Genomic DNA, 12,094 nt, shown 5'->3' with positions numbered 1-12,094 from the left:
GCGCACGATAATGCAGGCAAAAAAAAGCCGGACTGCGAACAGCCCGGCCTTTCATCATCGAGAAACGCTCAGCGCGCCGCCACCGGCGTCCCCGGCTCACTCCACCCGCCACCCAGCACGCGGTACAGGGTCACCTGGTTCTGCAAGCGCTGCAGATTCGCCTGCACCGCCGCCTGCTGTGCCTGGAACAGCGAACGCTGCGCGTCCAGCAGGTCGAGGTAGCTGGCTGCGCCGTTCTTGTAGCGCAGGTCGGCCAGGTTGAAGCGGTCGGCTTCGGCTTCGGCGACCGCGCGCTGGGCGCGCAGCTGCTCGCTGAAGGTCGACTGCCCGGCCAGCGCATCGGCCACTTCGCGGAAGGCGGTCTGGATCGAGCGCTCGTACTGCGCCACCGCGATGTCGCGGCCGGCTCTGGCAGAGCCCAGCACCGCGACGTTGCGGCCATAGTCGAAGATCGGCAGGATCGCCTGCGGCGCGAAGGTCCAGCCGAAGGTGCCGCTCTTGAACAGGCCGGAGAGTTCGGTGCTGGCGCTGCCGACGCTGCCGGTCAGCGTGATGCGCGGGAAGAAGTTCGCGCGCGCCGCGCCGATGTTGGCGTTGGCCGCGATCAGGCCCTGTTCGGCCGAGCGGATGTCCGGGCGGTTGATCAGCAGGTCCGAAGGCAGGCCGGCCGGCAGGTCCGGCAGGTCGGTCGCTGCCAGGGTGGTGCCGGCCGGGTTCGGGTCGATCGATCCGCCCACCAGCAGCGTGAGCAGGTTGATGTCCTGGGCGCGCTGGCGCTGTTGCGCAGCCAGGGTGGTCAGCGCGGTTTCCACCAGCGAGCGGGCCTGCTGCAGGTCCAGGCGCGAGGCCACGCCGTTATCGAAGCGCAGCTGGGTCAGGCGCATGGATTCCTGGCGCGTGCCCAGCGCCTGCTGGGTGATCGCCAGCAGTTCCTCGTCGGCCAGCAGTTGCAGGTAGGCGTTGGCCACCGACGAGATTAGGCTGATCTGGGTGGTCTTGCGCGCTTCTTCGGTGGCCAGGTATTGCGCCAGCGCGGCATCGGACAGGTTGCGCACGCGGCCGAACAAATCGAGCTCGAAGGCCGAGACGGACAGGCCGGCCTGGTAGATGCTGTCGATCGGCTGATCTTCGCCGGTGGTCTGGCGCTGTCCGGTAATCGCGGCGCCGATGGTCGGCAGGCGGTCGGCGCGGGTGATGCGGAACTGCGCGCGCGCCTGCTCGATGTTGGCGACTGCGATGCGCAGGTCGCGGTTGTTGGTCAGCGCCTGCTCGATCAGGCCGCGCAGGCGGGCATCGTTAAAGAAGCGTTGCCAGGCCAGGTTGACCGGCGCCTCGTTTGCCAGGCTGGCGGCAGGGGCGTTGGCCGGTTTCGGCATTTCGGGGAAGGCCTGGGCCACCGGGGCCGCAGGGCGCTCGTATTTCGGCGCCAGCGACATGCAGCCTGCCAGCGTCAGTGCCAGCGCCATCGGCGCCAGCCGTACCAGTCGATTATTTTTTTTCATCATGGCGATCATATTTTTTCGTGAACTGCCGCTACGGCTGCAGCTTCTTCTTCATGTGCGTACTTCTTGCGCTGGCGCTCGCTGCCCTTGAACAGCTTGCGCACCACCACGAAGAACATCGGCACGAACAGCACGCCCAGCGTGGTAGCCGTAATCATACCGCCCATCACGCCGGTACCGATGGCGCGCTGCGATGCCGAGCCGGCGCCGCCTGCGATCACCAGCGGCAGCACGCCGAGGATGAAGGCCAGCGAGGTCATGATGATCGGGCGGAAACGCAGGTGCGCCGCTTCGATTGCCGCTTCCATCGGCGAGCGTCCCTGCGCCTGCAGGTCTTTCGCGAACTCGATGATCAGCACCGCGTTCTTCGCCGCCAGGCCGATGATGGTCACCAGGCCGATCTTGAAGTACACGTCGTTCGGGTAGCCGCGCATCATGGCCGCCAGGATCGCGCCCAGGATACCGAGCGGCACCACCAGCAGCACCGCCACCGGGATCGACCAGCTTTCGTACAGGGCCGCCAGCGCCAGGAAGATCGCCAGCATCGAGAAGGCCATCAGGATGCCCATGGTCGAACCGGACTGCGCCTCTTCGCGCGACTGGCCGGTCCACTCGAAGGCGAAGCCCTGCGGCAGCTTGGCTGCCAGCTTCTCCATCTCGGCCATCGCGTCGCCGGTCGAATAGCCAGGCTTGGCGTCGCCCGCGATGCTCATCGCCGGATAGCCGTTGTAGCGGATGGTCTGCATCGGGCCGGTCACCCAGCGGGTGGAGGCGAACGACGACAGCGGTACCGGCTGGCCTTGCGTGTTGAGCGCATTGAGCTCCAGCAAATCGTCCGGCTGCATGCGGGCGCTGGCTTCGGCCTGCACCACGACGCGCTGCAGGCGGCCGGCGTTCGGGAAGTCGTTCACGTACGACGAACCGAGGGCGGTGGAGATCGCGCTGTTGATCGACTCGAAGCTCACGCCCAGGGCTTGCGCCTTGTCGCGGTCGATGTCGAGCATCACCTGCGGCGCGTCTTCCAGGCCTTCCGGACGCACGCCGGCCAGCACCGGGCTTTGCGAGGCCATGCCGAGCAGCTGGTTGCGTGCCGCCAGCAGGGCATTGTGGCCGGCGCCGCCGCGGTCCTGCAGGCGGAAGGTGAAGCCGGTGCCGCGTCCCAGTTCGGGAATAGGCGGCGGCGACAGGGCGAAGATGAACGCGTCACGCACGCCGGACAGGCCGCCCATGATGCGGTTGGCCACTGACTGGGCGCTTGAATCGGGTCCCTTGCGCTCGCTCCAGTCCTTCAGCGGGATGAAGGCCAGCGCCATGTTCTGGCCGGCGCCCGAGAACGAGAAGCCCAGCACGCTGACCATGTTGGCCACTTCCGGTTGCTTCATGATGAAGGTTTCGGCGGTGCGCATCACCTCGTTGGTGCGCTCGAGCGTGGCGCCCGGCGGCAACTGGATGTTGGCGATCACATAGCCCTGGTCTTCGTTCGGCAGGAAGGAATTCGGCATGCGGGCGAACAGCAGGCCGACCACGCCGACGATCAGGACGAAGGCCACCAGCGCACGGCTTGATCCGCGGATGATCTTGCCGACCCAGCCTTCATAGCCCTTGGCGGTGCGGCTGAAGCGGCGGTTGAACCAGCCGAAGAAGCCTTTCTTCTCGTGGTGGTGGCCCGCTTCGACCGGCTTGAGCAGGTGCGCGCACAGCGCCGGGGTCAGGGACAGCGCGAGGAAGGCCGAGAAGGCGATCGAGGACACCATGACCACCGCGAACTGGCGGTAGATGTTACCCACCGCGCCGCCGAAGAAGGCCAGCGGCACGAACACCGACATCAGCACCACGGTCACGCCGATGATGGCGCCCGAGATCTGGCCCATGGCTTTGCGGGTCGCCAGCAATGGGCTCAAGCCTTCTTCGCTCATGATGCGCTCGACGTTCTCGACCACCACGATGGCATCGTCGACCACGATACCGATCACCAGCACCATGCCGAACATGGTCAGCACGTTGATCGAATAGCCCAGCGCCAGCAGGGTCGCCAGCGAGCCGAGAAGCGCCACCGGTACCACGATGGTCGGGATGATCGTGTAGCGGAAGTTCTGCAGGAACAAATACATCACCAGGAACACCAGCACGATCGCTTCGATCAGGGTATGCAGCACCTGCTCGATCGAGATGTCGATGAACTTCGAGCTGTCGAAAGGCACGGTGGCCTTCATCCCGGGCGGGAAGAACTTCGACAGTTCTTCCATGCGCTCGCGCACCAGGCGCGCGGTTTCCAGCGCATTGCCGCTAGGCGCCAGCTGCACGCCGATGCCGGTGGACGGCTTGCCGTTCAGGCGCGCCGAAGTGGAATAGCTCTGGCCGCCGATCTCGATGCGGGCCACGTCCTTCAGGCGCACGGTGGAACCATCCGGGTTCGCGCGCAGCACGACGTTGCCGAATTGTTCGGCGGTGGTGAGCTGGCCGGTGACGACCACGGTAGCGCTGATTTCCTGGCCCTGCGCCAGCGGCAGTTCGCCGATGGTGCCCGATGCCACCTGGGCATTCTGGCTGCGGATCGCGTTATTGACGTCGGCTGGCGACAGGCGGAAGCCCACCAGCTTGGCCGGGTCGATCCAGATGCGCATCGCGCGCTCGGTGCCGAACAGCTGCGCGGTGCCCACGCCCTTGATGCGCTGGATCTCGGGCAGGACCGTGCGCGAAGCGTAGTCGCCCAGCGCGATCGGGTCCCATTTCGGGTCGCTGGACGACAGGATGGTAAACAGCAGGAAGTTGGCGCGCACCTTGTCGACGCGCACGCCCTGCTGGTTCACCGCCTGCGGCAGGCGCGGGGTGGCGCGCGCCAGGCGGTTCTGGACATCCACCTGCGCCAGGTCCGGGTTGGTGCCGGTCTCGAAAGTGAGGGTAATCGAGCCGCTGCCGTTGGCCGAGCTGCTCGATTCCATGTAGATCAGGCCCGGGGAGCCGTTCATCTCGCGTTCGATGACGGAGATGACCGAGTCTTCCAGGGTCTGGGCCGATGCGCCCGGATAGGCGGCATTGATCACGATCGATGGCGGTGCCACGTTCGGATACTGTGCGATCGGGAGCTGGGTGATCGAGACGCCGCCGATCACCATGATGAACAGCGCGATCACCCAGGCAAAAATTGGGCGGTCAATAAAGAAACGTGCCATGTTAAATCCTGTTCTTGTTGCTGGCGCTTAGCGTGCGGCGGCGGATACTGTTGCGCCGGAGCCGGCGGCCGGTGCGGCAGTGCCCGGAGCCCACGGCACCACCTTGACCGGGGTACCCGGCGGAAGCATCTGGAGTTTCTGGAAGCCGTCGACCATCACGCGTTCGCCTTCTTTCAGGCCTTCGGTGACGACCCAGCTGGCGCCTTGCTGCGAACCGATCTTGACGGTGCGCGGGGTCGGCTTGTTGTCGGCGCCGACCACCATCAGGGTGTCGCCCTGGGCGCCGCCGCGGGTGACGGCCTGCTGCGGCACGATGATGCCGTTCGGTACCTGGGCCTGCGCCAGGCGCACGCGCACGTACTGGCCCGGCAGCAGGGCGTTGTCCGGATTCGGGACCGTCGCGCGCAAGGTAACCTGGCCGGTTCCCGGGTCGACGGTGACGTCCGAGAACAGCAGGCGGCCGCGGGTCGGCAATTCGGTGCCGTCGTCGAGCATCACGGTGACCGGCGCGTCTTTGGCGCCGCCGCCCGCTTGCTTGCGCAGGCGCTGCAGTTGGGTGGCCGACTGGGTGATGTTCAGGTACATCGGGTTGTTCTGCTGGATCAGCGCCATCTGGGTCGCTTCAGCCGCGGAGACGAGTGCGCCTTCGGTCACCAGCGCACGGCCGATGCGGCCCGAGATCGGTGCATTGACGTTGGCGTAGCCCGAGTTGATCTGGGCGATGCGCACCTGGGCGCGCGAGGCCGCCACCGCAGCCTCGGCCTGCTTCTGCGCGGCGACGGCGTTGGTGTATTCCAGCTTGCTGATGGCGTTGGCCTCGACCAGCGGCTTGTAGCGCTCGGCCAGCGACGCGGCCTGGGTCAGGCTGGCCTGGGCGCGGCCAAGATCGGCCTGTGCCGCAGCCACTTGCGCCTGGTAAGGAGCCGGATCGATCTGGAACAGCGACTGTCCTTCCCTGACCTCGCTACCCTCGGTGAACAGGCGCTTGAGCACCACGCCGTTGACGCGGGCACGGACCTGGGCGGTACGCACCGGCTCGGCGCGGGCCGGCAATTCCGTCTGCAGGGCGACCGATTCGAATTTGGTGGTGATGACGCCGACTTCCGGCGCCGGCATGCCTCCCCCGGGGCCGCCGGCGGCCGGGGCTGCATCTTTCTTGCCGCAGGCCGACAGCAGGGCGGCGGCCACCAGGGTGGCAGCGGCGATCCGGGTGAGCGGCAGGGTAGAGTGGTGTGAGCGCATTACGTGTGCTTTCATTCTGGTTTGTTGATTGGACAAACGTATGCGGGCATTTCCACACCATACGAATCGTCACTGGCTATTACGAGCAGTTTTATATACTATCACGGTTGTATGTTTAATGTTTGAGGTAGCCTTCAAATGAAGGGCAAGGAAAAAAATGGCACGTAAAACCAAGGCGGAAGCTGCCGCGACCCGAGACAGCATCCTGGACGCCGCTGAAAAATTGTTCGCCGAGCAAGGCGTTTCACGGACAACTTTACAGCATATTGCCAGCGAAGCTGGCGTGACGCGCGGCGCGATTTACTGGCATTTCCTCGACAAGGGCGCCCTCCTGCAGGCCATGATGGAGCGGGCCAAGATGCCGCTGGAAGAAGCCATGCTGCTGCTCGATACCAATGAAGGCGGCGATCCGATGCAGGATTTGCGCGAGTACGTGATGACGGTGCTGCGGGTCACGGCCAGCGATCCGAAAGCACGCCGCGTGTTCGAGATCGTCACGCTCAAGATGGAATTCGTGGCCGATGCCGTCGTCATGCGCGAGGGGCGGCGCGAGAAGCAGCTGATCTGGATGCAGCGGGTCGAAACACGCCTGAAGCAGGCCAAGGCGCTGGGCAGCGTGCGGCAGGATCTCGATCCCGTGACGGTGGCCAATGGCATGTGGATCATCATGGATGGCCTGATCCGCAACTGGCTGTTCGATACCGATGCCTACGACCTGGTGGAACTGGGCGGGGCGGTGATGGATACGTATTTGTCGGGGTTGCGCAACTGCTGATGGTTTCGTAGGGTGGGCGGGTCCTCCCGCCCGCGCGTTCAAGTGACGGTGCTGCACCCCGTGCGGCGGTTCATGTCACAACTATCACCGCGTGGGCGGAATCCGCCCACCCTACGAACCCCAAAAAGAAAGCGCGCCCATGGCGCGCTTTTGTATTTACTGCATGCGTTTTGCTTAACGCATCGTTGCGATCATCTGCTTGAGCTTGATCGAGTCGGCAACAAAAGCGCGGATGCCTTCGGCCAGCTTCTCGGTGCCCATCGCGTCTTCGTTCAGCATGAAGCGGAAGGTTTTTTCATCCATCGTGATCTTCTCGAGGCCGGCCTGCGCCTCGGCGACCAGCTTGCGCTCGAGCGGGGCATCGCTGTCGGCCAGCTTCTGCAGCAGGTCCGGCGAGATGGTCAAGAGGTCGCAGCCGGCCAGTTCCTGGATCTGCGAGGTGTTGCGGAAGCTCGCGCCCATTACTTCGGTCTTGTAGCCGAAAGTGCGGTAGTACTGGTAAATACGCTTGACCGACTGTACGCCCGGATCGTCCGCGCCCTGGTAGTCGGTGCCGGTCGATTTCTTGTACCAGTCATAGATGCGGCCCACGAACGGCGAGATCAGCTGCACGCCGGCGTCGGCGCAGGCGATCGCCTGGCACAGCGAGAACAGCAGGGTCAGGTTGCAGTGGATGCCTTCCTTTTCCAGGACCTCGGCGGCGCGGATGCCTTCCCAGGTCGAGGCGATCTTGATCAGCACGCGCTCGCGCGAGACGCCGGCCTTTTCGTACAGGGCGATCAGTTCGCGGCCCTTGGCCACGGTGGCTTCGGTATCGAACGACAGCGCGGCATCGATCTCGGTCGAGACGCGGCCCGGCACGAACTTCAGGATCTCGACGCCGAAACCGATCAGGAGGTTGTCGACGATTTCATCGATGCTCGCGTGCGGCGCATCGGCGATCGCCTTTTCCAGCAGCGGGCGGTACTCCGGCTTCTGCACGGCCTTCAGGATCAGCGACGGGTTGGTGGTCGCATCCTGCGGCGTGTAGGCCTTGATCGACTGGAAGTCGCCGGTGTCGGCGACGACGGTGGTGTATTGCTTGAGTTGTTCGAGTTGGTTCATGGCTTGGCTACTATAAGAGTGAATGTTTTTCGTAGGGTGGGCGGGTCTCCCGCCCGCGCGGTGATAGCTCAATATGAACCGCCGCACTGGCTGCAGCACCGTGATTTGCACGCGTGGGCAAGGGACTTGCCCACCCTACGGGTTACGAGAAGTCTGTGCCGTCGAGGAATGCGGCAATCATGCGCTCCAGCCCTTCACGGTCTTCGTCCGAAAACCGGTCCAGCACCGGGCTGTCGATATCGAACACGCCAACGACTTCGCCATCCTTGATCAGCGGGATCACGATCTCCGAATTCGAGGCCGAATCGCAGGCGATATGGCCGGGAAAGGCGTGCACGTCGGCGACCACGATGGTCTTGCGCTCCACCGCGGTCGTGCCGCAGACGCCGCGCCCAAACGGAATGCGGGCGCAGGCCGGCTTGCCCTGGAAGGGGCCGACCAGCAGGTCCTGGCCGTCGCCCTTGCGGGCCGGCACGGTGAAATAGAAACCGGCCCAGTTCAGCTCGGACAGCGTGTCGTAGACGAGGGCGGAAAACTGTGCGGCGTTCGCCATCAGGCTACGCTCGCCTTCAAGGACGCTCTCGACCTGGCGCTCCAGCAGGGCGTAGTCGGGACGGGTGCTGCGTTCTGGATTGATATGCATGGCGGAGCCCGGGATGCTTTGGAAACCGGGTATTTTACACCTGCGGCATTTTCAACGCCGCGGCTGCTCAATCAAGATTGGGCTCCCGCCTGCGCGGGAGCGACGGTTTTGAGGCCAACAACATGTGCCCGTCGCCCCGGCGCAGGCCGGGGCCCAGGTTGACGTTAACCGCCTCAGCCAATAAACGAGTCAAACTGCATATCAAACTCCTGCAGCGCCTTCTGGGCGTTCTGCATCTTCTTGCGAAACTCAGGTCCGCGCTGCAGCGCCAGCCCTACCGCCAGCACGTCGATCACCACCAGGTAAGCCAGGCGCGCCGAAATCGGCGTGTAGGGGTCGATCGCAAACACCAGGTCGATCGGGATGAACAGGGTCGCGATCTCCGCCAGTGGTGTGCCGGACGGCGCCAGCACGATCACGTCGGCGCCGCCGCGCCGGGCCAGCTTGGCCGAGCGGGTCAGGGCAGGATTGTTACCGCGTTGCGAAATCGCCACCACCGCATCGCCTTCGCGCAGCAGCGCCGCGGCGATCGAATGGATGGCCGGGTCGGTATAGGCCACAGTGGGCACGCCCGAGCGGAAGAATTTGTGCTGGGCGTCGCAGGCGACGAAGCCCGACGAGCCCTGGCCGTAGAACTCGATCTTGTTGGCGCGCGAGAGGATATCGAGCGCCTTTTGTACCAGCTCCGGTTTCAGGTTGTTGCGCAGGTCGAGCAGGGTGTTGATCGAGCGGCTGCAGATCTTGTTGACCAGGTCCGCCGCCAGGTCGTCCGGCGCCGGCTGTTCGTTCGCACCAGGCAGCGCCAGTGCCAGGCCCTGTGCCAGCTTGAGCTTGAACTCGTGCCAGCCGTCGTAGCCAAGGGTGCGGCAGAAACGCACCACGGTCGGCTCGGACACCTGCGCGTTCTTGGCCAGCGCGGTGATGTTCTGGCTCACCGTGCTCGAGGGCGCGGCGAGCACGGCGAGCGCCACCTTGCGCTCGGATTTCGAGAGCGAGTCGAGCTGGGTGCGGATGGAATCGAGCAGCATGGTGAATACGCCTTAATCTTCCGGCAGCACTTCTTCGCGCCACTGCAGGCCGTCGCGGCCGATCAGCGCGCTCGAGGCGGCCGGGCCCCAGGTGCCCGAGGTGTAAGGGACCGGGGTCGAATCGTCCTGTTCCCAGTGTTCCAGGATCGGCTCGACCCATTCCCAGGCCGCTTCGAGCTCGTCGCCGCGCATGAACAGGGTGAGCTGGCCGCGCAGCACGTCGACCAGCAGGCGTTCGTAGGCTTCCATGCGCGGGCTCTTGAACTGCTCGCGGAAGTCCAGCTCTAACTCGGCCTGCTTCAGGCGCATGGAATCGCCCGGGGTCTTGGCCATCAGGTTCATCGACAGGCCTTCGTCCGGCTGCAGGCGGATCACCAGGCTGTTCGGCTGGAAGCTCGACGTCGGCTGGTTGAAGATCGAATGCGGGATCGGCTTGAAGCGCACCACGATTTCTGCCAGGCGATCGGCCATGCGCTTGCCGGTGCGCAGGTAGAAGGGCACGCCGGCCCAGCGCCAGGTGTCGATCTCGGCCTTCACGGCCACGAAGGTCTCGGTCTTCGAGCCCTTTGGCGCTTCCGGCTCGTCGCGGTAGCCCGGCACCGCCTGGCCATCGACATAGCCGCCGCGGTACTGGCCGCGCACGATGTTCTGCGACAGCGTGGTCGGCGTAAAGCGCTTCAATGAACGCAGCACCTGCAGCTTGGCGTCGCGCACGGCATCCGGCGAAATCGAGGTCGGCGGCTCCATCGCGACGATACACAGCAGCTGCAGCAGGTGGTTCTGCAGCATGTCGCGCAGCGCGCCCGAGGTGTCGTAATAGCCCAGGCGGTTGCCCACGCCGATCTTCTCGGCGATGGTGATTTGCACGTCCGAGATCCACTCGCGGCGCCACAGCGGCTCGAACAGGATGTTCCCGAAGCGCAGGGCCAGCAGGTTTTGCACCGTCTCCTTGCCCAGGTAATGGTCGATCCGGTAGATCTGCGACTCGGCGAATACCTTGCCGACGTCCAGGTTGATCTGCTTGGCCGAGGCCAGGTCGCGCCCGAGCGGCTTTTCCAGCACCACGCGCGAGTTCGGCGATACCAGGCTTGTTGCGGCCAGGTTGTCGCAGATGGTGGCGAACAAATGCGGCGGAGTCGCGAGGTAGTAGACGCGGGTCAGCGACTCGTCCTTGCGCAGCGCCTCGACCAGCGGGCCGTAGGTCTTGAGGTCGGTGGCGTTGAGCGACACGTAGACGATGCGCTTCAGGAAGCGCTGCCAGCTTTCCTCGGCAGGCGCTTCCTTGATGTGCTGCTTCGAGTTGGTCTCGACCATGTTCAGGAATTCTTCCTGCGTCGCTTCCTCGCGGCCGACGCAGATGATGCGGGCTGTATCAGGCAAGTCGTTGCAGACATCGCGCGAGTACATCGCGGGGAGCAGCTTGCGCATCGCAAGGTCGCCGCTGCCGCCGAAGAAAACGAGGTCGAAATCGGAAAGTGCCATAGGAATCTGGGAGAGAGTGAGGACTTGGATGTAAATTTACTACACGAATATCGTGTTAGCAAGAAAATATACTACGAAACCGATGGGCTTCGTAGGGTGGGCGGCTCCACCGTTTTGTCGGATTCACCTGTGTACATACGGCGCGAATTGATCCCATTACCGGGTGGAGCCGCCCACCCTACGATTCAGTGGTGACATTGATTTAAGCGGTTTCGATCGATCGCAATGTTTACGATTGGTACTCCGGCTCTTCCCGCCCCGCCACATCCACCCGAATCGACAGCAGCTTCCCGCTGAGCGGATATTTCGCCAGCTCTTCCGCCGACCGCCCATGGCTGGCGCTGGTGATATACAGCGTGCGCAGGTCCGAGCCGCCGAACGCCACCGAGGTCGGGCAGCGCACCGGCAGCGCGATCTCGCGCAGGATCTCGCCGGTTGGCGCAATCCGCAGCACACGCCCCCCTTCGAACATCGCCACCCAGTAAGCGCCTTCGCTGTCCACCGTCGCACCATCCGGACGGCCGCCATAATCCGCGGCTGCCTTATCAGTCGAGAAGGTCTTGATCGTGCGCCCGTTCGACTGCACGCCGGTGTCCGGGTCGAAGTCGTAGCAGTCGATGCGGTGCGTCGTCGTATCGGCGTGGAACATCGTGCGGCCGTCCAGGCTCCAGGCCAGGCCGTTCGAGTTGGTCATGCCGCCTTGCCAGGCGCGGCGCAGCTGGCCGCGCTCCAGCACGTACATCTCCGCAGCCGGCTTGTCGCGCGGCTCGTACATGGTGCCGATCCAGAAGCGGCCCGCCGGGTCGACGCGGCCGTCATTGAATCGCACGATCGACGTGTCGTAAGGCGCATCGGCAATCGGCACTTCCTTGCCGCTGGTCGTGTTCAGGCAAACCAGGCCGGCCCGCGTGGCGACCATCAGGTTGTTGTCGCCGTCGATGGCCAGTGCCGACGGTTCCGAGCCCATCTTCCAGGACGTGAACTTGCCGCTGGCCGGGTGTACGCGGTTGACGGTCAGGCCGTTGATGTCGACCCAGTACAGGGCCGACTCGACCTCGTGCCAGGTTGCGGATTCGCCGACCAGCATCGGCGCGTCGTGCGCCACTTCGAATTTATCGGTTGCCATGTAATCGTTCAGTTGGGGT

The 12,094-nt window shown here is 64.6% G+C and carries 9 protein-coding genes; 1 reads left to right on the top strand and 8 read right to left on the bottom strand.

Going from position 1 to position 12,094, the window contains the following annotated elements; translation table 11 throughout:
• Positions 1–68 precede the first annotated feature (68 nt).
• Genes HGB41_RS06080 through HGB41_RS06070 form a run of 3 tightly spaced genes read right to left on the bottom strand, consistent with a single transcriptional unit; the run spans position 69 to position 5,932 of the window.
• A complete protein-coding gene (locus HGB41_RS06080) occupies positions 69–1,514 on the bottom strand; it encodes an efflux transporter outer membrane subunit (protein WP_371868462.1) in 1,446 nt (481 codons plus the stop codon).
• Positions 1,511–4,675, bottom strand: a complete 3,165-nt coding sequence (locus HGB41_RS06075; RefSeq protein WP_171082261.1) for an efflux RND transporter permease subunit — start codon at positions 4,673–4,675, stop codon at positions 1,511–1,513. The genes HGB41_RS06080 and HGB41_RS06075 overlap by 4 nt, the downstream gene beginning before the upstream one ends.
• 27 nt (positions 4,676–4,702) lie before the next feature.
• Positions 4,703–5,932, bottom strand: coding sequence for an efflux RND transporter periplasmic adaptor subunit (locus tag HGB41_RS06070; RefSeq protein ID WP_229422841.1), 1,230 nt, complete (start codon positions 5,930–5,932; stop codon positions 4,703–4,705).
• 142 nt (positions 5,933–6,074) lie between these two features.
• Here HGB41_RS06070 and HGB41_RS06065 point away from each other — a divergent pair, with 142 nt between their 5' ends.
• Complete coding sequence (locus tag HGB41_RS06065) at positions 6,075–6,692, top strand: TetR family transcriptional regulator (RefSeq protein ID WP_171082260.1); 618 nt, start codon at positions 6,075–6,077, stop codon at positions 6,690–6,692.
• A 174-nt stretch (positions 6,693–6,866) separates the two neighbouring features.
• Here HGB41_RS06065 and tal read toward each other — a convergent pair whose 3' ends face one another.
• The 5 genes from tal to HGB41_RS06040 all read right to left on the bottom strand — a co-directional run bounded on the left by tal (position 6,867) and on the right by HGB41_RS06040 (position 12,075).
• A complete protein-coding gene (gene tal / locus HGB41_RS06060) occupies positions 6,867–7,796 on the bottom strand; it encodes a transaldolase (protein WP_171082258.1) in 930 nt (309 codons plus the stop codon).
• Positions 7,797–7,938: 142 nt separating this feature from the next.
• On the bottom strand, positions 7,939–8,439 hold the full coding sequence (msrC, locus tag HGB41_RS06055) for a free L-methionine (R)-S-oxide reductase MsrC (RefSeq protein WP_171082256.1): 501 nt from the start codon (positions 8,437–8,439) through the stop codon (positions 7,939–7,941).
• A 173-nt stretch (positions 8,440–8,612) separates the two neighbouring features.
• Complete coding sequence (locus tag HGB41_RS06050; protein WP_171082253.1) at positions 8,613–9,467, bottom strand: SIS domain-containing protein; 855 nt, start codon at positions 9,465–9,467, stop codon at positions 8,613–8,615.
• Between the two features lie 12 nt (positions 9,468–9,479).
• On the bottom strand, positions 9,480–10,949 hold the full coding sequence (zwf, locus tag HGB41_RS06045; RefSeq protein ID WP_171082251.1) for a glucose-6-phosphate dehydrogenase: 1,470 nt from the start codon (positions 10,947–10,949) through the stop codon (positions 9,480–9,482).
• Between the two features lie 229 nt (positions 10,950–11,178).
• The gene (locus HGB41_RS06040) at positions 11,179–12,075 is read right to left on the bottom strand and encodes an SMP-30/gluconolactonase/LRE family protein (protein ID WP_229422839.1); all 897 of its coding nucleotides are present in this window, start codon (positions 12,073–12,075) and stop codon (positions 11,179–11,181) included.
• Positions 12,076–12,094: the final 19 nt, after the last annotated feature.

This window comes from Telluria aromaticivorans (assembly GCF_013003915.1).
Lineage (GTDB): Bacteria > Pseudomonadota > Gammaproteobacteria > Burkholderiales > Burkholderiaceae_D > Telluria > Telluria aromaticivorans.
This window is presented reverse-complemented; position numbering and strand designations above follow the sequence as displayed.

Coding starts and splice junctions, on each gene's coding strand:
- HGB41_RS06080 (WP_371868462.1), bottom strand. CDS start 1,514: ATGATCGCCATGATGAAAAAAAATAATCGACTGGTACGGCTGGCGCCG.
- HGB41_RS06075 (WP_171082261.1), bottom strand. CDS start 4,675: ATGGCACGTTTCTTTATTGACCGCCCAATTTTTGCCTGGGTGATCGCG.
- HGB41_RS06070 (WP_229422841.1), bottom strand. CDS start 5,932: ATGAAAGCACACGTAATGCGCTCACACCACTCTACCCTGCCGCTCACC.
- HGB41_RS06065 (WP_171082260.1), top strand. CDS start 6,075: ATGGCACGTAAAACCAAGGCGGAAGCTGCCGCGACCCGAGACAGCATC.
- tal (WP_171082258.1), bottom strand. CDS start 7,796: ATGAACCAACTCGAACAACTCAAGCAATACACCACCGTCGTCGCCGAC.
- msrC (WP_171082256.1), bottom strand. CDS start 8,439: ATGCATATCAATCCAGAACGCAGCACCCGTCCCGACTACGCCCTGCTG.
- HGB41_RS06050 (WP_171082253.1), bottom strand. CDS start 9,467: ATGCTGCTCGATTCCATCCGCACCCAGCTCGACTCGCTCTCGAAATCC.
- zwf (WP_171082251.1), bottom strand. CDS start 10,949: ATGGCACTTTCCGATTTCGACCTCGTTTTCTTCGGCGGCAGCGGCGAC.
- HGB41_RS06040 (WP_229422839.1), bottom strand. CDS start 12,075: ATGGCAACCGATAAATTCGAAGTGGCGCACGACGCGCCGATGCTGGTC.